General features: G+C 53.2%; 20 protein-coding genes and 2 pseudogenes. 19 read left to right on the forward strand and 3 right to left on the reverse strand.

Features of this window, described 5'->3' with window-relative positions; genetic code table 11:
* Positions 1 to 52 precede the first annotated feature (52 nt).
* On the forward strand, positions 53 to 1,528 hold the full coding sequence (gene ilvC, locus J4728_RS21325; RefSeq protein WP_000024946.1) for a ketol-acid reductoisomerase: 1,476 nt from the start codon (positions 53 to 55) through the stop codon (positions 1,526 to 1,528).
* Positions 1,529 to 1,619: 91 nt separating this feature from the next.
* Here the strand turns inward: ilvC and ppiC are convergent, their stop codons facing one another.
* On the reverse strand, positions 1,620 to 1,901 hold the full coding sequence (ppiC, locus tag J4728_RS21330; protein ID WP_001096806.1) for a peptidylprolyl isomerase PpiC: 282 nt from the start codon (positions 1,899 to 1,901) through the stop codon (positions 1,620 to 1,622).
* A gap of 193 nt (positions 1,902 to 2,094) precedes the next feature.
* On the opposite strand from ppiC, the pseudogene J4728_RS24220 reads away from it, so the two are divergent.
* From J4728_RS24220 to rep, 3 genes and pseudogenes are all read left to right on the forward strand, one after another.
* Positions 2,095 to 2,250 (forward strand): annotated as a pseudogene (locus J4728_RS24220) (Crp/Fnr family transcriptional regulator); the annotation flags it as partial.
* Positions 2,202 to 2,339 (forward strand): annotated as a pseudogene (locus tag J4728_RS21335) (nicotinamide riboside transporter PnuC); the annotation flags it as partial. The pseudogenes J4728_RS24220 and J4728_RS21335, both read left to right, overlap by 49 nt.
* A 99-nt stretch (positions 2,340 to 2,438) precedes the next feature.
* Entirely contained in the window at positions 2,439 to 4,463 is a 2,025-nt protein-coding gene (rep, locus tag J4728_RS21340; protein ID WP_208212367.1) for a DNA helicase Rep, read from the forward strand.
* A gap of 39 nt (positions 4,464 to 4,502) precedes the next feature.
* Here rep and gppA read toward each other — a convergent pair whose 3' ends face one another.
* Together gppA and rhlB are read right to left on the reverse strand one after the other, a co-directional pair.
* Positions 4,503 to 5,984: a guanosine-5'-triphosphate,3'-diphosphate diphosphatase gene (gene gppA / locus J4728_RS21345; RefSeq protein ID WP_208212369.1), complete on the reverse strand. Its 1,482-nt coding sequence runs from the start codon at positions 5,982 to 5,984 to the stop codon at positions 4,503 to 4,505.
* A gap of 136 nt (positions 5,985 to 6,120) precedes the next feature.
* A complete protein-coding gene (gene rhlB, locus J4728_RS21350) occupies positions 6,121 to 7,386 on the reverse strand; it encodes an ATP-dependent RNA helicase RhlB (RefSeq protein WP_000047525.1) in 1,266 nt (421 codons plus the stop codon).
* Between the two features lie 143 nt (positions 7,387 to 7,529).
* On the opposite strand from rhlB, the gene trxA reads away from it, so the two are divergent.
* The 15 genes from trxA (at position 7,530) to wecG (ending at position 21,907) form a co-directional block, all read left to right on the forward strand.
* Complete coding sequence (gene trxA / locus J4728_RS21355) at positions 7,530 to 7,859, forward strand: thioredoxin TrxA (RefSeq protein WP_001280776.1); 330 nt, start codon at positions 7,530 to 7,532, stop codon at positions 7,857 to 7,859.
* Between the two features lie 247 nt (positions 7,860 to 8,106).
* Positions 8,107 to 8,190 (forward strand): rho operon leader peptide, encoded by an 84-nt coding sequence (locus tag J4728_RS21360; RefSeq protein WP_134820045.1) that lies wholly within the window; start codon positions 8,107 to 8,109, stop codon positions 8,188 to 8,190.
* A gap of 87 nt (positions 8,191 to 8,277) precedes the next feature.
* Positions 8,278 to 9,537 (forward strand): transcription termination factor Rho, encoded by a 1,260-nt coding sequence (gene rho, locus J4728_RS21365; RefSeq protein ID WP_001054532.1) that lies wholly within the window; start codon positions 8,278 to 8,280, stop codon positions 9,535 to 9,537.
* A 229-nt stretch (positions 9,538 to 9,766) separates the two neighbouring features.
* On the forward strand, positions 9,767 to 10,870 hold the full coding sequence (gene wecA, locus J4728_RS21370; RefSeq protein ID WP_000771937.1) for a UDP-N-acetylglucosamine--undecaprenyl-phosphate N-acetylglucosaminephosphotransferase: 1,104 nt from the start codon (positions 9,767 to 9,769) through the stop codon (positions 10,868 to 10,870).
* A gap of 11 nt (positions 10,871 to 10,881) precedes the next feature.
* A complete protein-coding gene (gene wzzE, locus J4728_RS21375; protein WP_000193413.1) occupies positions 10,882 to 11,928 on the forward strand; it encodes an ECA polysaccharide chain length modulation protein in 1,047 nt (348 codons plus the stop codon).
* 55 nt (positions 11,929 to 11,983) lie between these two features.
* Complete coding sequence (wecB, locus tag J4728_RS21380) at positions 11,984 to 13,114, forward strand: non-hydrolyzing UDP-N-acetylglucosamine 2-epimerase (RefSeq protein WP_000866685.1); 1,131 nt, start codon at positions 11,984 to 11,986, stop codon at positions 13,112 to 13,114.
* Complete coding sequence (wecC, locus tag J4728_RS21385; RefSeq protein WP_000011225.1) at positions 13,111 to 14,373, forward strand: UDP-N-acetyl-D-mannosamine dehydrogenase; 1,263 nt, start codon at positions 13,111 to 13,113, stop codon at positions 14,371 to 14,373. Before wecB ends, wecC begins: the two co-directional genes overlap by 4 nt.
* Entirely contained in the window at positions 14,373 to 15,440 is a 1,068-nt protein-coding gene (gene rffG, locus J4728_RS21390; protein ID WP_000822154.1) for a dTDP-glucose 4,6-dehydratase, read from the forward strand. Before wecC ends, rffG begins: the two co-directional genes overlap by 1 nt.
* Positions 15,383 to 15,697: a sugar phosphate nucleotidyltransferase gene (locus tag J4728_RS21395; RefSeq protein WP_225321145.1), complete on the forward strand. Its 315-nt coding sequence runs from the start codon at positions 15,383 to 15,385 to the stop codon at positions 15,695 to 15,697. The genes rffG and J4728_RS21395 overlap by 58 nt, the downstream gene beginning before the upstream one ends.
* Positions 15,675 to 16,352 carry a dTDP-4-amino-4,6-dideoxy-D-galactose acyltransferase gene (gene rffC, locus J4728_RS21400; protein WP_001145154.1) on the forward strand — a complete coding sequence of 226 codons (678 nt, stop codon included), beginning with the start codon at positions 15,675 to 15,677 and terminating at the stop codon, positions 16,350 to 16,352. Before J4728_RS21395 ends, rffC begins: the two co-directional genes overlap by 23 nt.
* A 4-nt stretch (positions 16,353 to 16,356) precedes the next feature.
* Positions 16,357 to 17,487, forward strand: coding sequence for a dTDP-4-amino-4,6-dideoxygalactose transaminase (gene rffA, locus J4728_RS21405; RefSeq protein ID WP_001749238.1), 1,131 nt, complete (start codon positions 16,357 to 16,359; stop codon positions 17,485 to 17,487).
* Position 17,488: 1 nt separating this feature from the next.
* Positions 17,489 to 18,739, forward strand: coding sequence for a lipid III flippase WzxE (wzxE, locus tag J4728_RS21410; protein WP_208212371.1), 1,251 nt, complete (start codon positions 17,489 to 17,491; stop codon positions 18,737 to 18,739).
* A complete protein-coding gene (locus tag J4728_RS21415; RefSeq protein ID WP_017442080.1) occupies positions 18,736 to 19,815 on the forward strand; it encodes a TDP-N-acetylfucosamine:lipid II N-acetylfucosaminyltransferase in 1,080 nt (359 codons plus the stop codon). The genes wzxE and J4728_RS21415 overlap by 4 nt, the downstream gene beginning before the upstream one ends.
* Positions 19,812 to 21,170, forward strand: a complete 1,359-nt coding sequence (wzyE, locus tag J4728_RS21420) for an ECA oligosaccharide polymerase (protein ID WP_000055605.1) — start codon at positions 19,812 to 19,814, stop codon at positions 21,168 to 21,170. Before J4728_RS21415 ends, wzyE begins: the two co-directional genes overlap by 4 nt.
* Positions 21,167 to 21,907 carry a lipopolysaccharide N-acetylmannosaminouronosyltransferase gene (gene wecG / locus J4728_RS21425; RefSeq protein ID WP_000183623.1) on the forward strand — a complete coding sequence of 247 codons (741 nt, stop codon included), beginning with the start codon at positions 21,167 to 21,169 and terminating at the stop codon, positions 21,905 to 21,907. Before wzyE ends, wecG begins: the two co-directional genes overlap by 4 nt.
* Positions 21,908 to 22,080: the final 173 nt, after the last annotated feature.

The following is a 22,080-nucleotide window of genomic DNA, read 5'->3' on the forward strand; positions in this document are numbered from 1 at the left end:
TCTGTAAACCGAACAATAAGCGCGACAACACAACATCACGGAGTACACCATCATGGCTAACTACTTTAATACACTGAATCTGCGCCAGCAGCTGGCGCAGCTGGGTAAATGTCGCTTTATGGGCCGCGACGAATTCGCCGACGGTGCGAGCTACCTGCAGGGTAAAAAAGTGGTCATCGTCGGCTGTGGCGCTCAGGGGCTGAACCAGGGCCTGAACATGCGTGACTCCGGTCTGGATATTTCCTACGCCCTGCGTAAAGAAGCCATTGCTGAGAAGCGTGCCTCCTGGCGTAAAGCGACCGAAAACGGCTTCAAAGTGGGTACCTACGAAGAGCTGATCCCGCAGGCGGACCTGGTGGTTAACCTGACGCCAGACAAACAGCACTCCGACGTGGTGCGCTCCGTACAGCCGCTGATGAAAGACGGCGCGGCGCTGGGCTACTCCCACGGCTTCAATATCGTGGAAGTGGGCGAGCAGATCCGTAAAGACATCACCGTAGTGATGGTAGCGCCGAAGTGTCCGGGCACCGAAGTGCGCGAAGAGTATAAACGTGGTTTCGGCGTACCGACGCTGATCGCCGTTCACCCGGAAAACGATCCGCAAGGCGAAGGCATGGCGATTGCGAAAGCCTGGGCGGCGGCGACCGGCGGTCACCGTGCGGGCGTACTGGAGTCTTCTTTCGTGGCGGAAGTGAAATCCGACCTGATGGGCGAGCAGACCATCCTGTGCGGTATGCTGCAGGCCGGTTCTCTGCTGTGTTTCGACAAGCTGGTGGCAGAAGGCACCGACCCGGCATACGCCGAAAAACTGATTCAGTTCGGCTGGGAAACCATCACCGAAGCGCTGAAGCAGGGCGGCATCACCCTGATGATGGACCGTCTGTCTAACCCGGCAAAACTGCGTGCTTACGCGCTGTCTGAGCAGCTGAAAGAGATCATGGCGCCGCTGTTCCAGAAACACATGGACGACATCATCTCTGGCGAATTCTCTTCCGGCATGATGGCTGACTGGGCTAACGACGATAAGAAACTGCTGACCTGGCGTGAAGAGACCGGTAAAACCGCGTTCGAAACCGCGCCGCAGTTTGAAGGTAAAATCGGCGAGCAGGAGTACTTCGATAAAGGCGTGCTGATGATTGCGATGGTGAAAGCGGGCGTTGAGCTGGCGTTCGAAACCATGGTCGATTCCGGCATCATCGAAGAATCCGCTTACTACGAATCACTGCACGAACTGCCGCTGATCGCCAACACCATCGCCCGTAAGCGCCTGTACGAAATGAACGTGGTTATTTCCGATACCGCAGAATACGGTAACTACCTGTTCTCTTACGCTTGCGTACCGCTGCTGAAACCATTTATGGCGGAATTGCAACCGGGCGATCTGGGTAGTGCTATCCCGGAAGGCGCGGTAGACAACGCACAGCTTCGCGACGTGAACGACGCGATTCGTAGCCATGCGATTGAGCAGGTAGGTAAGAAACTGCGCGGCTATATGACGGATATGAAGCGTATTGCGGTAGCGGGTTGATATACCTTGTCGGGTGGTGCTAGCGCTTACCCGACCTACAAAATCAAGCAGACGATGTAGGCCGGGTAAGGCGTAGCCGCCACCCGGTTTTTTATTTGCGATACAATACTTTAATGATGTGGTAACCGAACTGGGTATGCAGCGGGCCGGTTGGCTCCAGTACCGGGCAGGAAAAGACTACTTTATCGAATGCCGGAACCATCTGGCCCTGACGAAATTCGCCTAAATGACCGCCTTTTTTACCGGATGGGCAGATAGAATGCTTCTTCGCCAGCTTCTCAAAATCGCCGCCGTTTTTAATTTGCTCCAGAAGATCTAAAGCCAGTTTCTCTTCTTTTACAAGAATATGCAGTGCTGCTGCCATTTTTGCCATTATTGTGTTCTCACGTCGCAAAGATTGGCCGTCACTTTATCACTCCTTAGGCCGTCAGACATATACTCTTCGCCATTACAGGACAGATGTCCCGCCTGATTTAATGAACCGGGAGATAAGCGGCATTTTTAGCAGGCGTATTTCGGATGTGCGGGACGGCGGTCCTGTCCTTTCTGACAAGGGGCGAGATACCATGAACATAATGAAAAACGCAGAATTTCCAGACGACTGGCTTTTAGGGCTACGCCAGGTCGTACGCGACCCAGTGCTCTATGAATTACTCAAATACTGCCCGTTGGAAATCATGCAGTACAGGGCGTTTATGCGATGTCGCTTGAGTATGTTCTGCTGACGGCGATCGCGCTAATGGGTTCTTTCAGTTGGATCAAGAGCGCACAGCGTAATGGCTATACGCCGCTTGCCGCCAGAGCCTGCTGATTGACCTTTTCCTGGCTGCCTGAAAAGGCAGCCAGGTCTTCTCTGGGCCTCGCTTTCTGCTACAATCCCTCCCCCGTTCGAAGATTGAGCACTATTCCCATGCGTTTAAATCCCGGCCAACAACACGCTGTCGAATTCGTCACCGGACCCTGCCTGGTGCTGGCAGGAGCGGGTTCTGGTAAAACTCGCGTAATTACCAATAAAATCGCCCACCTGATCCGCGGATGCGGCTATCAGGCCCGGCATATTGCGGCGGTGACGTTTACCAACAAGGCTGCGCGTGAGATGAAAGAACGCGTCGGGCAGACGCTCGGCCGTAAGGAAGCGCGCGGTTTGATGATCTCCACCTTTCATACATTAGGGCTGGATATTATTAAGCGCGAGTACGCTGCGCTGGGGATGAAATCGAACTTTTCATTGTTTGACGATACCGACCAGGTCGCCTTGCTCAAAGAGCTGACCGAAGGCCTGATCGAAGACGACAAGGTTCTGTTGCAACAGCTGATCTCCACGATCTCCAACTGGAAAAACGATCTCAAAACGCCTGCGCAGGCAGCGGCGGGGGCGAAAGGCGAACGCGATCGTATTTTTGCCCACTGCTACGGGCTTTACGACGCCCATATGAAGGCATGCAACGTTCTCGATTTTGATGATTTGATTTTGCTGCCGACGCTGCTGCTGCAACGCAATGACGAGGTGCGCGAGCGCTGGCAGAATAAAATTCGTTATCTGCTGGTGGATGAATATCAGGATACTAACACCAGCCAGTATGAGTTGGTTAAGCTGCTGGTCGGGCAACGCGCGCGCTTTACGGTCGTGGGCGATGACGACCAGTCTATCTACTCCTGGCGCGGGGCGCGTCCGCAAAACCTGGTGTTACTGAGCCAGGACTTTCCGGCGCTGCAGGTGATTAAACTGGAGCAAAACTATCGTTCTTCGGGCCGCATCCTGAAAGCGGCGAATATTCTCATCGCCAACAATCCGCACGTCTTTGAAAAGCGCCTCTTTTCCGAGCTCGGTTACGGCGCGGAACTCAAAGTGTTAAGCGCAAACAATGAAGAGCATGAAGCTGAGCGCGTTACCGGCGAACTGATTGCCCATCACTTTGTGAACAAGACCCAGTACAAGGATTACGCCATTCTGTATCGCGGGAATTATCAGTCGCGGGTATTTGAAAAATTCCTCATGCAGAACCGCATTCCGTACAAAATTTCCGGCGGCACCTCATTTTTCTCCCGTCCGGAGATTAAAGACCTGCTGGCCTACCTGCGGGTGTTGACCAACCCGGATGATGACAGCGCTTTCCTGCGCATCGTGAATACGCCAAAACGCGAAATCGGTCCGGCCACTCTGCAAAAGCTGGGTGAATGGGCAATGACGCGTAATAAGAGCCTGTTTACCGCCAGCTTTGATATGGGACTTAGCCAAAAGCTGACCGGACGTGGTTACGATTCATTGACGCGTTTTACCCACTGGCTGGGGGAAATCCAGCGTCTGGCCGAACGCGAGCCTGTCGCCGCCGTGCGCGATCTCATCCACGGTATTGACTATGAATCCTGGTTGTACGAAACCTCGCCGAGCCCCAAAGCGGCGGAAATGCGTATGAAAAACGTTAATCAGCTCTTTAGCTGGATGACTGAGATGCTGGAAGGCAACGAACTCGATGAGCCGATGACGCTGACCCAGGTGGTTACACGCTTTACGCTGCGCGATATGATGGAGCGTGGCGAGAGCGAAGAAGAGCTGGATCAGGTACAGTTGATGACGCTTCATGCGTCGAAAGGACTGGAATTCCCGTATGTCTATATGGTGGGAATGGAAGAAGGATTTTTGCCGCATCAAAGCAGCATTGACGAAGACAATATTGAGGAAGAGCGTCGGCTGGCCTATGTCGGGATCACTCGCGCGCAGAAAGAGCTCACCTTTACATTATGTAAAGAGCGCCGTCAGTATGGGGAACTGGTGCGCCCGGAACCCAGCCGCTTCCTGTTAGAACTCCCGCAGGATGATTTAATCTGGGAGCAGGAGCGCAAAGTGGTAAGCGCTGAGGAGCGAATGCAAAAAGGGCAAAGTCACCTGGCTAATCTGAAAGCCATGATGGCGGCAAAGCGAGCGAAATCGTAGGCCGGATAAGCGAAGCGTCATCCGGCAATCAGACTACGGTTAGCGAACGTCCAGCGGCCAGTGTACATAGCTTTGCCACTGGCTTTCCTGATCAATCAACTCTTTACCCAGCGGGTGATGTGCCAGCCAGTCGCCAGGCAAGGTTAACGTCAGATTTTCATTTAGCGCCTGTAGCGTAATTTCTGGTACCAGATCGTCACGACGGCGACCAGCAAAAAGAATCGCCAGGCGCAGCAAACGGCATAGCTGTTCCGCAACACGGGGCGGTACCGCGTTTTGCTGATGAAGCGAAGAGAGATCGACCGGATTGGTCTGATTCAGTAAGAGGGTGGCGAGCAATTTTTTCTGCGCGGGCGTATAGCCAGGCAGATCCAAATGGCGTACTAAATAGGCGGCATGATAGGGCGCCTGTTTAAAATCAACGCTCAGACCGATCTCATGCAATTGGCAAGCGCTCAGCAACAGTTCACGACTAATAGGCTCAATATGCCAGGTATTTTCTACCTGTTTGAGGAAGTTATCTGCCAGCTTCGCCACGCGATTTGCCTGATCGGTATCGACGATAAACCGACGCTGAATGTTTCGCAGCGTGCGGCTGCGGATATCCTGATCTACCGCCAGATGCAACATCCCATACACCAGCCCTTCGCGTAACGCGCCGCCTGCCAGCGTCATGCTCTGGATGTTCAGCTCGGTAAATATCGCGATCAGAATAGCCAGCCCGCTTGGGAAAACCAGCGCGCGCTCCAGCGTCAGGCCTTCGATTTCCAGCTCTTCCAGACGCCCGCACTGTATCGCGCGTTGTTTTAGCTGCTGCAGTTTGGCGAGCGTAATGCGCTCGTCCATCCCCTGCGCCATCATGATTTCCTGCAATGCCTGTACGGTGCCGGAGGCACCCACGCAGACCTTCCAGCCATGAAAACGCAGTTCATCGGCGACCGGACGCAGTACATCGCGCGCGGCCTTCTCCGCATCATCAAAGTTTTCTTGCGCCAGATTACGATCGCTAAAATAGCGTTCAAGCCACGTTACGCAGCCCATCGACAGGCTAAATAGCGACGTGGTTTGCGCGCCAGTGCCGGTAACCAGTTCAGTGCTGGCGCCGCCGATATCCACCACCAGTCGCTGATCTGCGCCGCCGGTGGTATGAGCGACCCCCTGATAAATCAGCCGCGCCTCTTCTTCGCCGCTGATAACCTGCACCGGACAACCAAGGATAGTCTGCGCTTTCGCGATAAATTCACCCGCATTGACGGCGAGACGCAATGTTGCGGTGGCAACCACGCGGATTTGCGGCTGCGGGATATCCTGCAAACGTTCAGCAAACAGACGCAGGCATTGCCAGCCGCGTTCCATCGCTTCGGCTGAAAGGTGGTTGTCGTTGTTCAGACCCGCGGCCAGACGCACCTTGCGTTTTATTCGGGTCAGCGTCTGGATGCTTCCCGCCGCCTCGCGCACGACCAGCATATGAAAACTATTGGAACCGAGATCAATGGCGGCATACAACGAGGTGGAATTCATACACTTCATCCTTCAACCTGTATCCGTGTTGGCTGCGTACACTCCCCTGAATCATTTACTAAAGTACGCTCATCGGGATTTGTTTTCTTGCCGCCTTGATACAGGCTAAATGATTTTGTGTATGGCATAACTTTTCTTAACCTGAACGACGACGATTACGCGGAGCGCCAGCACGACGCGGACCATTGCCAGGACGCGAACGCGTCAGGCGCAACGGCTTGGGTAGATCGTTCATGAGCGCTTCCGGATTGTATTTGCTGACCGGAATCGAGTGGCCGATATAGCTCTCAATGGCGGGCAGATTCAGCGCATACTCTTCGCAAGCCAGGCTGATGGAATGCCCGCTGGCGCCAGCGCGACCGGTACGACCGATACGGTGAACATAGTCTTCACAATCGTCTGGCAGATCGTAGTTAAAGACGTGCGTTACGGCGGGGATATGCAACCCGCGCGCCGCGACATCGGTCGCCACAAGAATATCCAGATCGCCGCGGGTGAACTCATCCAGAATCCGCAGGCGCTTTTTCTGCGCGACGTCGCCGGTCAGCAGACCAACACGATGGCCATCTGCCGCCAGATGTCCCCAGATATCTTCGCAACGATGCTTGGTGTTGGCGAAAATAATGGCGCGATCCGGCCACTCTTCTTCGATCAGCGTTTGCAGTAAACGCATTTTCTCTTCATTAGAGGGATAGAAAAGCTCTTCTTTAATGCGGTGGCCGGTCTTTTGCTCCGGTTCCACTTCAACATATTCGGCGTTGTTCATCTGTTCAAACGCCAGTTCGCGAACCCGATAAGACAGGGTGGCGGAGAACAACATGTTCAGACGCTGCGCAGCCGGCGGCATACGACGGAACAGCCAGCGGATATCTTTAATAAAGCCCAAATCGTACATGCGATCGGCTTCATCGAGTACGACGACCTGAATGGCGCCGAGGTTAATGTGATTTTGTTTGGCGTAGTCGATCAGTCGGCCCGTCGTACCAATAAGAATATCAACGCCGCTTTCCAGCACTTTAAGCTGCTTGTCGTAACCATCGCCGCCGTAAGCCAGGCCTAATTTTAAGCCTGTCGCTTGCGCCAACGGCTCCGCGTCTGCGTGAATTTGTACGGCTAATTCACGCGTCGGCGCCATGATCAGCGCGCGCGGCTGGTTCACCTTGCGATCGTCGATCGCGGGATGAGAAAGTAAATAATGAAACGTTGACGTCAGAAACGCCATCGTTTTCCCGGTACCGGTTTGCGCCTGCCCTGCAACGTCACGACCCGCCAGCGTTAGCGGAAGGGCCAGTGCCTGAATGGGCGTACAATTATAAAACCCTTTTTTTTCAAGGGCTTCAACCACCTGTGGGTGCAGGGCGAAGTCGGAAAACTTCTGTTCTGTTAAATGTGTTTTGCTCATAGTGTGGTAGAATATCAGCTTACTATTGCTTTACGAAAGCGTATCCGGTGAAATAAAGTCAACCTTTGTTGGCGAAGTTAACATCAGCACCTCGTTGGTTAATGCTACACCAACACGCCAGGCTTATTCCTGTGGAGTTATATATGAGCGATAAAATTATTCACCTGACTGACGACAGTTTTGACACGGATGTACTCAAAGCGGACGGGGCTATCCTCGTTGATTTCTGGGCAGAGTGGTGCGGGCCGTGTAAAATGATCGCTCCGATTCTGGATGAAATCGCTGACGAATATCAGGGCAAATTGACCGTTGCCAAACTGAACATTGACCAGAACCCTGGTACTGCGCCTAAATATGGCATCCGCGGTATTCCGACTCTGCTGCTGTTTAAAAACGGCGAAGTGGCGGCAACCAAAGTAGGCGCACTGTCTAAAGGTCAGTTGAAAGAGTTTCTCGACGCCAATCTGGCGTAATACCTTTTATACGTCGAATGACAAAGGCGCTGTATGGTCAGGCGTCTGTCATTCGACGAATGATTAAGGTATCAGGCAGTTTCGTGGCGTCTGTTGTCCTTACGTTATTCTTAAATTGTCAGGATCTCTGGACGCCCGGTCTGAGTCGTGCTAAGTTAGTATTGACTTCGAATTAAACATACCTTATTAAGTTTGAATCTGGTTTTATCCGTCACTTCCCGTTTTTTCTCGCACGAGAAGTGGAAAGATTCCTGGCTCTTCGCTCATTCCGTCTTGTCGTTTCAGTTCTGCGTACTTTCCTGTGACCAGACAGCGAACAGACATGAGTTGATAGCCGTAAACAGGCATGGATGACCCTGCCATACCATTCACAACATTAAGTTCGAGATTTACCCCAAGTTTAAGAACTCACACCATTATGAATCTTACCGAATTAAAGAATACGCCGGTTTCTGAGCTGATCACTCTCGGCGAAAGTATGGGGCTGGAAAACCTGGCCCGTATGCGCAAGCAGGACATTATTTTTGCCATCCTGAAGCAGCACGCAAAGAGTGGCGAAGATATCTTTGGCGACGGTGTGCTGGAGATATTGCAGGATGGATTTGGTTTCCTCCGTTCTGCAGACAGCTCCTACCTCGCCGGTCCTGATGATATCTACGTTTCCCCCAGCCAAATCCGCCGTTTCAACCTCCGCACTGGTGATACCATTTCTGGTAAGATTCGCCCGCCGAAAGAAGGTGAACGCTATTTTGCGCTGTTGAAAGTTAACGAAGTTAACTACGACAAACCGGAAAACGCCCGTAACAAAATCCTCTTTGAGAACTTAACCCCGCTGCACGCAAACTCTCGTCTGCGTATGGAGCGTGGTAACGGTTCTACCGAAGACTTAACGGCGCGCGTTTTGGATCTGGCTTCGCCGATCGGTCGCGGCCAGCGCGGTCTGATTGTCGCGCCGCCGAAAGCGGGTAAAACCATGCTGCTGCAGAACATCGCGCAGAGCATCGCGTATAACCACCCAGACTGCGTGCTGATGGTGCTGCTGATTGACGAACGTCCGGAAGAAGTAACCGAGATGCAGCGTCTGGTGAAAGGCGAAGTGGTTGCGTCTACCTTTGACGAACCGGCATCCCGCCACGTTCAGGTTGCCGAAATGGTTATCGAGAAGGCGAAACGTCTGGTTGAACACAAGAAAGACGTTATCATCCTGCTCGACTCCATCACCCGTCTGGCGCGTGCCTACAACACCGTGGTGCCGGCTTCCGGTAAAGTACTGACCGGTGGTGTGGACGCTAACGCCCTGCATCGTCCGAAGCGTTTCTTCGGTGCGGCGCGTAACGTGGAAGAGGGCGGTAGCCTGACTATCATCGCGACGGCGCTGATCGATACCGGTTCCAAGATGGACGAAGTTATCTACGAAGAGTTTAAAGGCACCGGTAACATGGAGCTGCATCTCTCGCGTAAGATTGCTGAAAAACGTGTCTTCCCGGCTATCGACTACAACCGTTCCGGTACCCGTAAAGAAGAGCTGCTCACCACTCAGGAAGAGCTGCAGAAAATGTGGATCCTGCGTAAAATCATCCATCCGATGGGTGAGATTGACGCGATGGAATTCCTCATTAACAAACTGGCGATGACCAAAACTAATGACGACTTTTTCGAGATGATGAAGCGCTCATAACCTGGTCTTTACCTGAAAACGCCACGTTTTTACGTGGCGTTTTTGTTTTGCGATTCATCCTGGCGTCATGTCATATAAACTGGTCATCGGGATATGCGCTACAGAGTAACACCATGCACAATACACATTGTTTGCGGTAAAAAGTGTAATGTTCTAACAGGTCTCTTCTAGGAGCTGGCGTAACGCATTATACTTTAAGGAAATGATATATGCTGAGAGCACATACACTGTGAAGTTACTCACCGCTTTATCTGAGCTAATCAGTATTTTTTTATTCACGACCATTTTTATTTTTCTTGCGCGAAAAGTAGCCATAAAAATTGGTTTAGTGGATAAACCAAACTTTCGTAAACGACATCAGGGCGTTATCCCATTAGTCGGCGGGATTTCTGTGTTTGCAGGAATCTGCTTTATGTTTGGCCTCTCGGATTACTACATACCGCACTTATCGCTATATCTTATTTGCGCTGGTGTATTGGTTTTTGTTGGTGCGATGGATGACCGTTTTGATATCAGTGTAAAAATTCGTGCTGTGGTTCAGGCTGTTATTGCGGTTGTAATGATGGTTATCGCAAAACTTCACTTAGGTAGCCTTGGTTACATCTTTGGGCCTTGGGAGTTAGTGCTTGGCCCCTTTGGCTATTTCCTTACTCTGTTTGCGGTATGGGCGGCGATCAACGCTTTCAATATGGTGGACGGTATTGACGGCCTGCTGGGTGGGTTATCCAGCGTCTCATTTGCGGCGATGGGGCTGATTTTATGGTTTGATGGTCAGACTAGTCTGGCAATGTGGTGCTTTGCCATGATCGCCGCGATTCTGCCTTACATTATGCTTAATCTCGGTATTTTGGGGCGGCGTTACAAAGTCTTTATGGGCGATGCCGGTAGTACACTGATTGGCTTTACCGTCATCTGGCTCTTACTGGAAACGACGCAGGGGAAAACTCACTCTATCAGCCCGGTTACCGCGCTATGGATTATCGCTATTCCATTGATGGATATGGTGGCGATTATGTATCGCCGTCTGCGTAAAGGGATGAGCCCCTTTTCCCCTGATCGCCAACATATTCATCATTTGGTTATGCGAGCAGGGTTTACTTCCCGCCAGGCATTTGTTCTTATTACGCTCGCAGCGGCGATTCTGGCGGGAGTAGGCGTAACGGCAGAATACTCTCATTTTGTTCCTGAATGGGTTATGTTGGTGCTCTTTTTGCTAGCATTCTTCCTCTATGGCTACTGCATTAAGCGGGCCTGGAAGGTGGCGAGATTTATTAAGCGTGTGAAGCGTCGCCTGCGCAGGCAACGTGAGAACCGGCCAAACTTAACCAAGTAAATGAGGATACGATGACACAACCATTACCGGGGGCACGCGCGGTGAGCGCTGAAAATGAACTGGATATTCGCGGGTTGTTTCGTACTTTATGGGCTGGCAAATTCTGGATTATCGGCATTGGCCTGCTATTTGCCCTTATCGCGTTAGCCTATACCTTTTTTGCTCGTCAGGAGTGGAGTGCGACGGCGATCACCGATCGCCCAACCGTAAATATGTTGGGCGGTTATTACTCCCAGCAGCAGTTTCTGCGCAACCTGGATATTAAGACCGATCCTGCTTCTTCCGATAAACCCTCAGTGATGGATGAAGCGTATAAAGAGTTCATCATGCAACTTGCCTCCTGGGATACGCGTCGCGATTTCTGGTTACAGACGGACTATTACAAGCAGCGAATGGTCGGGAATAGCAAAGCTGATGCGGCGATGCTTGATGAACTGATCAATAACATACAGTTTACGCCCGGCGATTTTACACGCGCCATCAACGACAATGTGAAGCTGATTGCTGAAACTGCGCCGGACGCCAATAATCTGCTGCGTCAGTATGTCGCATTCGCCAGCCAGCGGGCGGCGAGCCATCTGAATGATGAATTAAAAGGTGCCTGGGCTGCGCGTACCGTGCAGATGAAAGCCCAGGTCAAACGGCAGGAGGAGGTTGCGAAAGCGATCTATTCGCGTCGTGTAAACAGTATTGAGCAGGCGCTCAAAATTGCGGAACAACATAATATTTCTCGTAGCGCGACGGATGTCCCGGCGGATGAATTACCGGACTCAGAGCTTTTTTTACTCGGTCGCCCTATGTTGCAGGCGCGTCTTGAAAATCTGCAAGCGGTTGGCCCTGCGTTCGATTTGGACTACTTTCAAAATCGGGCAATGTTGAATACGCTTAATGTGGGGCCGACCCTGGACCCTCGTTTTCAGACCTATCGTTATTTGCGTACGCCGGAAGAACCGGTAAAACGTGATAGCCCACGCCGAGCCTTCCTGATGATCATGTGGGGTATCGTTGGGGCGCTAATCGGTGCGGGCGTTGCCTTAACCCGTCGCCGCACGATTTAGCAACACCTCTGCAGTAGGGGGCTGGGCCCCTACTGTCTATTCGAAGAGAATCGATGTGAAAGTACTGACTGTATTTGGTACACGACCGGAGGCCATTAAGATGGCGCCTCTGGTCCATGCGCTGGAAAAAGATCCTCATTTCGAGGCCAAAGTATGCGTTACTGCGCAGCATCGGGAGATGCTTGATCAGGTATTAACTCTTTTTTCTATTGTGCCTGATTACGATCTCAACATTATGCAGCCGGGACAGGGGTTGACGGAAATTACCTGCCGAATTCTGGAGGGATTAAAGCCGATCCTGGCAGATTTTAAACCTGATGTGGTGCTGGTTCATGGCGATACCACCACTACGATTGCTACCAGCCTGGCGGCTTTCTATCAACGAATTCCGGTAGGGCACGTAGAAGCCGGGTTGCGAACCGGCGATCTCTATTCCCCCTGGCCGGAAGAGGCAAACCGCACGCTGACCGGACATCTGGCGATGTACCACTTTGCGCCGACGGAAAACTCGCGGCAGAATCTGTTGCGGGAGAACATTCCGGATGAGCGCATTTTTGTCACTGGCAATACCGTTATCGACGCGCTGATCTGGGTACGCGATCGCGTTCTGACGAGCGATACATTACAGGCTGAACTGGCCGAGCAGTATCCTTTCCTCAACGCGAATAAGAAGATGATTTTGGTGACCGGTCATCGGCGTGAAAGCTTTGGTCAGGGCTTTGAGCATATCTGCCAGGCGCTGGCGGAAATCGCCGCCGCGAACCAGAATGTGCAAATTGTCTATCCGGTGCATCTCAATCCCAACGTCAGCGAACCTGTCAACCGTATCCTCGGCCATGTTGAAAACGTGGTACTGATTGAGCCGCAGGACTACTTACCTTTTGTCTGGCTGATGAATCACGCCTGGCTCATTCTGACCGATTCCGGCGGTATTCAGGAAGAAGCGCCGTCATTAGGTAAGCCGGTATTGGTCATGCGTGAAACCACAGAGCGTCCGGAAGCCATTACCGCTGGTACGGTAAGACTGATCGGCACGGACTCCCGGCGCATTGTGGCGGAAGTTATGCGTCTGCTGCACGACGAAAATGAATATCAAACCATGAGCCGCGCCCATAATCCTTATGGTGACGGGCAATCATGCGCGCGCATTTTACAGGCGTTAAAAAGTTATCGGGTATCGTTATGAGTTTTACGACCATTTCTGTTATTGGGCTGGGGTATATCGGATTACCGACTGCGGCCGCTTTTGCTTCCCGCCAGAAGCAGGTTATCGGCGTGGATATCAACCAACATGCGATAGACACCATAAATCGCGGTGAAATTCACATCGTGGAGCCGGCGTTGGGCAATGTGGTGAAGATGGCGGTGGAGGGTGGCTTTCTGCGTGCGACGACGACACCTGTCGAGGCCGATGCGTACCTGATTGCCGTGCCGACGCCATTCAAAGGCGAGCACGACCCTGACATGGCCTATGTGGAAGCCGCGGCAAAATCCATTGCGCCGGTATTAAAAAAAGGGGCACTGGTGATTCTGGAATCAACATCGCCGGTCGGCGCAACGGAGCAAATGGCTGGCTGGCTGGCCGGGATGCGCCCGGATCTGACCTTTCCCCAGCAGGCGGGCGAGCAGGCCGACGTGAATATCGCCTATTGTCCGGAGCGTGTGCTGCCGGGTCAGGTGATGGTGGAACTCATTAAAAATGACCGCGTGATTGGCGGTATGACGCCAGTATGTTCGGCTCGCGCCAGCGCGCTGTACAAAATTTTCCTTGAGGGCGAATGCGTTGTCACCAACTCGCGCACCGCAGAGATGTGCAAGCTGACGGAAAATAGCTTCCGTGATGTGAATATCGCCTTTGCGAATGAATTGTCGCTGATTTGCGCCGAACAGGGGATTAACGTCTGGGAATTGATCCGTCTGGCGAACCGCCATCCGCGCGTCAATATTTTGCAGCCGGGCCCAGGCGTTGGCGGGCACTGCATTGCGGTCGATCCGTGGTTTATTGTGGCGCAAAATCCGCAGCAGGCGAGACTGATTCGCACCGCGCGTGAAGTGAATGACGGCAAACCGCACTGGGTGGTCGATCAGGTAAAAGCCGCGGTCGCAGATTACCTGGCGGCCACCGATAAACGCGCCAGCGAAGTGAAAATCGCCTGTTTTGGGCTGGCCTTTAAGCCGAATATCGACGATCTGCGCGAAAGCCCGGCGATGGGGATCGCGCAAAGTATCGCCCGCTGGCACAGCGGCGAAACCCTGGTCGTCGAACCGAATATCCGTCAGTTGCCGAAAAAATTGGACGGACTTTGCACGCTGGCGAAACTGGACGCGGCGCTGGCCGCCGCCGATGTGCTGGTGATGCTGGTCGATCACGACGAATTTAAAGCGATTCCCGGCGATGCGGTTCATCAACGTTATGTGGTTGATACCAAAGGGGTCTGGCGCTGATGAAACGCATTCTGGTGACCGGCGGCGCAGGCTTTATCGGATCTGCGGTGGTGCGGCATATCATCCATGAAACGGCAGACGCGGTGGTGGTGGTGGATAAACTCACCTATGCGGGCAACCTGATGTCTCTGGCATCGGTGACGCAAAGCGACCGTTTCGCCTTTGAGAAGGTGGATATCTGCGATCGGGCATCACTGGAGCGAGTCTTCCAGCAGTATCAGCCCAATAGCGTGATGCACCTGGCGGCGGAAAGCCATGTAGACCGTTCCATCGACGGCCCGGCGGCGTTTATTGAAACGAATATAGTTGGTACTTACACCTTGCTGGAAGCCGCTCGCGCTTACTGGTCCGCGCTTGACGCGGACGCTAAAGCGGCGTTCCGCTTCCACCATATCTCCACCGATGAAGTGTATGGCGATCTGCATACTGCAGACGATTTCTTCACCGAAACCACGCCATATGCGCCAAGCAGTCCTTATTCCGCCTCCAAAGCCAGCAGCGACCATCTGGTACGCGCCTGGTTACGTACCTACGGTCTGCCTACGCTTGTCACCAACTGCTCTAATAACTACGGGCCCTACCATTTCCCGGAAAAACTGATCCCGCTGATGATTCTGAACGCGCTGGCGGGTAAACCATTGCCGGTCTATGGCAACGGTCAGCAAATTCGCGACTGGCTGTATGTAGAGGATCATGCCCGTGCGTTGTATCACGTGGTGACGAACGGTGCGGTGGGCGAAACGTATAATATCGGCGGTCATAACGAACGTAAAAATCTGGATGTGGTCAGGACGATCTGCGCTCTGTTGGAGGAACTGGCCCCGCAAAAACCGCAGGGTGTGGCGAATTATCACGATCTGATTACCTTCGTCGACGATCGACCCGGCCATGACTTACGCTATGCCATCGACGCGTCGAAAATCGCCCGCGAGCTGGGCTGGACGCCGCAGGAAACCTTCGAAAGTGGGATGCGAAAAACCGTTCAGTGGTATCTCGCCAATGAGGCCTGGTGGAAACCCGTGCAGGATGGCAGTTATCAGGGCGAACGCTTAGGACTGAAACGCTAAACGACAGGTTCTTACTCCTGGAGGAGAAACGAATGAAAGGCATCATTCTGGCGGGAGGTTCCGGTACCCGGTTGCATTCCATTACGCGCGGCGTATCAAAGCGCCAGGGCTTCAAAATTGCCTGTCTGGAGGAGATTGCCTGGCGCAACGGCTGGCTGGATGATGATGGTTTGAAACGCGCCGCCAGTCAGCTTGAAAAAACCGGCTATGGCCAATATTTACTGGAGTTGCTCCGTGCCCGTCCGCGCCAGTATTGAACCGTTACTCTGGGAAAATACGTTTTTTGGCGTGAATAGCGGCATTGTGCGTATCGATGCCTCAGCGCCCGAATTAACGCCAGAAGCGCTGCAGGCGTGGCAACGCGTGCAGGTAAAAGTGCCGGCTGAAAACATCGCCTGGCTGTCGGCGTTGCAATCGCTGGGATTCTCTTTGGTTGAAGGCGAGGTGGATTTTGCGTTGCCGGTAAAAGGGCATCGCGACCAGCATGGCGCGGAAATTGCACACCTTAAAGACATTCCTGCTTTGCGTCAGTTGGCCGGAGAGGCGTTTACGCAGAGTCGTTTTCGCGCGCCGTGGTATGCGCCCGACGCCAGCGCTCGTTTTTACGCCCAGTGGATTGAGAATGCGGTACGCGGCACGTTTGATCACCAATGCCTGGTGCTTCGCACGGAAACAGGCGCTATCCGCGGTTACGTCTCGCTGCGGGAATTGAATGATACCGACGCGCGCATCGGTCTGTTGGCCGGACGCGGCGCGGGAGCGGAACTTATGCAGGCGGCGATCTGTTGGGCGCAGAGTCGCGGCAAAGCAACATTGCGGGTGGCGACCCAGTTGGGCAACACCGCCGCGCTTAAACGTTACATACAAAGCGGTGCCAACATCGAAAGCACTGCGTACTGGTTATACAGGTGACAACATGATTCCTTTTAATGCGCCGCCGGTGGTGGGAACCGAACTCGAATACATGCAGTCTGCAATGAGCAGCGGCAAACTGTGCGGCGACGGCGGCTTTACGCGTCGTTGCCAGCAGTGGCTGGAGCAACATTTCGGCAGCGTGAAGGTGTTGCTGACGCCTTCCTGTACCGCATCGCTGGAGATGGCGGCTCTGTTGTTGGATATTCAGCCCGGCGATGAAGTGATCATGCCGAGCTTTACGTTTGTCTCCACCGCTAACGCTTTTGTCCTGCGCGGCGCGAAAATTGTATTTGTCGATATTCGTCCGGATACGATGAATATTGACGAAACGCTGATTGAGGCGGCGATTACTGATAAAACCCGTGCTATCGTGCCGGTACACTACGCTGGCGTCGCTTGTGAAATGGACGTCATCATGGCGCTGGCGGATAAGTATAATCTGTTCGTTGTCGAGGATGCCGCCCAGGGTGTGATGTCCACGTACAAAGGGCGCGCGTTAGGGACGATCGGTCACATCGGCTGTTTTAGCTTCCATGAAACCAAAAATTACACCGCTGGCGGCGAAGGCGGCGCGACGCTGATCAACGATCGTACGCTAATTGAACGCGCGGAGATCATCCGCGAAAAAGGCACCAACCGTAGCCAGTTCTTCCGTGGTCAGGTGGACAAATACACCTGGCGGGATATCGGCTCCAGTTATTTGATGTCCGATCTGCAGGCTGCCTATCTGTGGGCGCAACTGGAGGCCGCCGATCGTATCAATCAACAGCGTCTGTCGCTGTGGCAGACTTACTACGATGCGTTAACGCCGCTGGCGCGCGCCGGGCGTATCGAGCTGCCTTCTATTCCGGAAAACTGCGGGCATAATGCCCATATGTTTTACATCAAACTGCGGGATATCGCCGATCGCAGCGCGCTGATTAATTTCCTGAAAGAGGCGGAAATCATGGCGGTATTCCATTACATTCCGCTGCATGATTGTCCGGCGGGCGATAAATTCGGCGAGTTTATCGGGGACGATGTCTACACCACAAAAGAGAGCGAACGTTTGCTGCGTCTGCCGCTGTTTTATAACCTTGCGCCCGTCGATCAACGAACGGTGATTACTACCTTGCTAAATTATTTCTCCTGATATGTCGCTTGCTAAAGCCTCCCTGTGGACGGCGGTCAGTACGCTGGTAAAAATTGGCGCCGGACTGCTGGTGGTGAAACTACTGGCCGTCTCTTTTGGTCCGTCTGGCGTCGGACAAGCGGGTAACTTCCGCCAGATGATTACCGTGCTGGGCGTATTGGCTGGCGCCGGGATATTTAACGGCGTTACCAAACTTGTCGCACAACATCATGATAACCCGGCGCAGTTACGTACCGTGGTGGGAACCTCCTCCGCGATGGTATTGGGGTTCTCTACGCTGCTGGCGCTGGTCTTCTTGCTGGCGGCGGCGCCGATTAGCCAGGGATTGTTCGGTCATACGGACTATCAAGGGCTGGTGCGTCTGGTTGCGCTGGTACAAATGGGGATCGCCTGGGCGAACCTGCTGCTGGCGCTAATGAAGGGCTTTCGTGACGCGTCGGGTAATGCCTTATCGTTAATTGTCGGCAGCTTTTTGGGCGTCGCCGCCTGGTATCTCTGCTACCGTGTCGGCGGCTATGAAGGCGCTCTGCTTGGCCTGGCGCTGGTGCCGGCGCTGGTGGTAGTGCCAGCCGGTATAATACTGATTAAGCGCGGCACCGTCCCGCTACGCTATCTCAAGCCCTCCTGGGACAACGGTCTGGCAGGGCAGCTCAGTAAATTTACCCTGATGGCGCTGATTACCTCCGTTACGATGCCGGTTGCCTATGTGATGATGCGAAACCAACTGGCCGCGCACTATAGCTGGAGCGATGTCGGGATCTGGCAGGGCGTAAGCAGTATTTCTGACGCCTATCTGCAATTTATCACCGCCTCCTTCAGCGTTTACCTGTTACCCACGCTCTCACGCCTGACGGAAAAACAGGACATTACGCGTGAAGTGGTAAAAGCGCTGAAATTTGTTTTACCGGCGGTTGCGGCGGCGAGTTTTACCGTCTGGCTACTGCGCGATTTTGCTATCTGGCTGCTTTTTTCCGCCAAATTCACCGCGATGCGCGATCTGTTCGCCTGGCAGTTAGTGGGCGACGTGCTGAAAGTTGGCGCCTATGTTTTCGGTTATCTGGTGATTGCCAAAGCGTCGTTGCGATTTTACATTCTGGCTGAAATTAGCCAGTTCATTCTGTTAACGGCGTTCGCTAACTGGCTGATTCCCGCTCACGGCGCGCTGGGTGCGGCACAGGCTTATATGGCCACCTATATTGTCTATTTTTCACTTTGTTGCGGCGTATTTTTACTCTGGCGTAGGCGAGCATGACTGTACTGATTCACGTCTTGGGATCGGATATCCCTCACCATAACCACACCGTGCTGCGGTTTTTCAATGATACGCTGGCTGCCACAAGCGAGCACGCGCGCGAATTTATGGTTGCCGGTGAAGATAACGGCTTCACGGAAAGCTGCCCGGCGCTCTCGCTTCGTTTTTATGGCAGTAAGAAAGCGCTGGCGCAGGCGGTTATCGCCAAAGCGAAAGCAAATCGTCGACAGAGATTCTTCTTTCACGGTCAGTTCAACACCAGCCTGTGGCTGGCGCTGTTAAGCGGCGGTATTAAGCCAGCTCAGTTTTACTGGCATATCTGGGGCGCGGATCTCTACGAAGTGTCCCACGGGCTGAAATTCCGCCTTTTCTATCCGCTTCGTCGTATCGCGCAGGGGCGAGTAGGGTGCGTATTCGCGACGCGCGGCGATCTCAGCTATTTTGCGCGTCAGCATCCGGACGTACGCGGCGAGTTGCTCTATTTCCCGACGCGCATGGATCCTTCCCTGAATGCTATGGCAAAAGAGCGCCAACGTGCGGGGAAATTGACCATTTTGGTAGGGAACTCCGGCGATCGCAGTAACCAACATATTGCGGCGTTACGGGCGGTGTATCAGCAGTTTGGCGACACGGTAAACGTGGTGGTGCCGATGGGCTATCCGGCCAATAACCAGGCCTATATTGATGAGGTTCGTCAGGCCGGTCTGGCGCTATTTAGCGCCGAAAATCTACAAATTCTTAGCGAAAAAATGGAATTTGATACCTATCTTGCGCTGTTGCGCCAGTGCGACCTCGGTTATTTTATTTTTGCCCGCCAACAGGGGATCGGGACGTTGTGTCTGCTAATTCAGGCCGATATCCCGTGCGTACTGAACCGCGACAATCCTTTCTGGCAGGATATGGCGGAACAGCATCTGCCCGTCCTGTTTACCACGGACGATCTTAATGAGCAGGTCGTGCGCGAGGCGCAGCGTCAGCTCGCATCGGTAGATAAAAGCGGCATCACCTTCTTTAGCCCCAACTACCTGCAACCGTGGCATAATGCGTTGAGAATCGCCGCAGGAGAAGCCGAATGAGTTTAATGCAATTCAGCGGGCTGCTGGTGGTCTGGCTGCTCTCTACGCTGTTTATCGCCACGCTGACCTGGTTTGAATTCCGCCGCGTGCGTTTTAACTTCAACGTTTTCTTTTCGTTGCTGTTTTTGTTGACCTTCTTTTTTGGTTTTCCGCTAACCAGCGTGCTGGTATTTCGTTTCGACGTTGGCGTCGCGCCGCCGGAAATCTTATTGCAGGCTCTATTATCCGCCGCCTGTTTCTACGGCGTGTATTACGTGACCTATAAAACGCGTTTACGCAAACGCGTTGTGGATGTACCACGCAAGCCGCTATTTACCATGAACCGGGTGGAAACCCACCTTACCTGGGTGATCCTGATGGGCATCGCGCTGGTGAGCGTGGCGATTTTCTTTATGCATAACGGCTTTTTGCTGTTCCGGCTGCACTCCTACAGCCAGATCTTTTCCAGCGAAGTCTCCGGCGTGGCGTTAAAACGGTTCTTCTATTTCTTCATTCCGGCGATGCTGGTGGTCTATTTCCTGCGCCAGGACAGCAAAGCGTGGCTGTTCTTTCTGGTGAGCACCGTCGCGTTTGGTCTGTTGACCTACATGATTGTCGGCGGCACGCGCGCTAACATCATTATTGCGTTTGCTATCTTCCTGTTTATCGGCATTATTCGGGGCTGGATCAGCCTGTGGATGCTGGCGGCGGCGGGCGTGCTGGGGATTGTCGGTATGTTCTGGCTGGCGCTCAAACGCTACGGATTAAATGTGAGCGGCGATGAGGCGTTCTATACGTTTCTTTATCTGACGCGCGATACCTTTTCGCCGTGGGAGAATCTGGCGCTGCTGTTGCAAAATTACCACAATATCGATTTTCAGGGGCTGGCCCCTATCGTGCGTGATTTCTACGTCTTTATTCCTACCTGGTTATGGCCGGGACGACCCAGTATTGTGCTGAACTCTGCGAATTACTTCACCTGGGAAGTCCTGAACAACCATTCTGGCCTGGCGATATCGCCAACGCTTATCGGATCGCTGGTGGTCATGGGCGGGGCGCTGTTTATTCCGCTCGGCGCGATCGTCGTCGGGCTGATTATCAAATGGTTCGACTGGCTGTATGAGCTGGGTAACCGGGAGCCCAATCGCTATAAGGCGGCGATTCTGCACAGTTTCTGCTTTGGTGCCATCTTTAATATGATTGTGCTGGCGCGAGAAGGGCTGGATTCGTTTGTTTCGCGCGTGGTTTTCTTCCTGGTGGTTTTTGGCGCCAGCCTGCTGGTCGCTAAGCTTCTGTTCTGGTTATTTGATAGCGCCGGACTGATTCATAAACGTACAACTTCGCTCCCTCAGGCACAGGTGGAAGGAAAACTATGACCAATAATGCCGCTGCGCCCCTTTACTCGCTGCGCGGGTTACCTCTGATTGGCTGGCGCGACATGTCACATGCGCTGAATTATCTGTTTGCCGATGGTCAACTGAAGCAAGGCACGTTGGTGGCGATCAACGCCGAAAAGCTGCTGACGGCGGAAGATAATCCGGAAGTCCGCGCGTTGATAGCGGCGGCGGAATTTAAATATGCCGATGGCATCAGCGTGGTGCGTTCAATACGTAAAAAATTTCCGCAGGCGCAGGTTTCTCGTGTGGCTGGCGCCGACCTTTGGGAAGCGTTAATGGCGCGCGCGGGGAAAGAAGGCACGCCGGTATTTCTTGTCGGCGGCAAGCCTGAGGTGCTGGCGCAGACGGAAGCAAAACTGCGGACGCAGTGGAACGTCAATATTGTGGGTAGCCAGGATGGTTACTTTACGCCGGAGCAGCGTCAGGCGCTATTTGCGCGTATCCATGTCAGCGGCGCGAAAATTGTCACCGTCGCGATGGGATCGCCAAAACAGGAATTACTCATGCGCGATTGTCGGGAAGTACATCCCCATGCGTTATATATGGGGGTGGGCGGGACCTATGATGTGTTTACCGGTCACGTCAAACGCGCCCCAAAAATATGGCAGAACCTGGGGCTGGAGTGGTTGTATCGTCTGCTTTCGCAACCGAAGCGTATTACCCGCCAGATGCGTCTGCTGCGCTACCTTCGCTGGCACTATACTGGCGATCTCTAATTCTCCCTTCTGATGACTTGAGCAGCGGATTGTGCTTATGGCGCTGCTCATTTACAACATAATCGATGATTTCTTACACAATAAATGCATTTTTTTAATGCTCCATTTGCCATTTGTCCAAATTTAAGAAAATATTCGCAACAATCGATGTACCCATAACAATAACCGGTACT

It is taken from the genome of Salmonella sp. 32070601201500089SM, assembly GCF_017573605.1.
Taxonomy (GTDB): Bacteria; Pseudomonadota; Gammaproteobacteria; order Enterobacterales; family Enterobacteriaceae; genus Salmonella; species Salmonella enterica.

Excerpts from the sequence above, each read along its gene's own strand:
- ilvC (WP_000024946.1), top strand. The coding sequence starts at position 53 with ATGGCTAACTACTTTAATACACTGAATCTGCGCCAGCAGCTGGCGCAG.
- ppiC (WP_001096806.1), bottom strand. The coding sequence starts at position 1,901 with ATGGCAAAAATGGCAGCAGCACTGCATATTCTTGTAAAAGAAGAGAAA.
- rep (WP_208212367.1), top strand. The coding sequence starts at position 2,439 with ATGCGTTTAAATCCCGGCCAACAACACGCTGTCGAATTCGTCACCGGA.
- gppA (WP_208212369.1), bottom strand. The coding sequence starts at position 5,984 with ATGAATTCCACCTCGTTGTATGCCGCCATTGATCTCGGTTCCAATAGT.
- rhlB (WP_000047525.1), bottom strand. The coding sequence starts at position 7,386 with ATGAGCAAAACACATTTAACAGAACAGAAGTTTTCCGACTTCGCCCTG.
- trxA (WP_001280776.1), top strand. The coding sequence starts at position 7,530 with ATGAGCGATAAAATTATTCACCTGACTGACGACAGTTTTGACACGGAT.
- rho (WP_001054532.1), top strand. The coding sequence starts at position 8,278 with ATGAATCTTACCGAATTAAAGAATACGCCGGTTTCTGAGCTGATCACT.
- wzzE (WP_000193413.1), top strand. The coding sequence starts at position 10,882 with ATGACACAACCATTACCGGGGGCACGCGCGGTGAGCGCTGAAAATGAA.
- wecC (WP_000011225.1), top strand. The coding sequence starts at position 13,111 with ATGAGTTTTACGACCATTTCTGTTATTGGGCTGGGGTATATCGGATTA.
- rffG (WP_000822154.1), top strand. The coding sequence starts at position 14,373 with ATGAAACGCATTCTGGTGACCGGCGGCGCAGGCTTTATCGGATCTGCG.
- rffA (WP_001749238.1), top strand. The coding sequence starts at position 16,357 with ATGATTCCTTTTAATGCGCCGCCGGTGGTGGGAACCGAACTCGAATAC.
- wzxE (WP_208212371.1), top strand. The coding sequence starts at position 17,489 with ATGTCGCTTGCTAAAGCCTCCCTGTGGACGGCGGTCAGTACGCTGGTA.
- J4728_RS21415 (WP_017442080.1), top strand. The coding sequence starts at position 18,736 with ATGACTGTACTGATTCACGTCTTGGGATCGGATATCCCTCACCATAAC.
- wzyE (WP_000055605.1), top strand. The coding sequence starts at position 19,812 with ATGAGTTTAATGCAATTCAGCGGGCTGCTGGTGGTCTGGCTGCTCTCT.
- wecG (WP_000183623.1), top strand. The coding sequence starts at position 21,167 with ATGACCAATAATGCCGCTGCGCCCCTTTACTCGCTGCGCGGGTTACCT.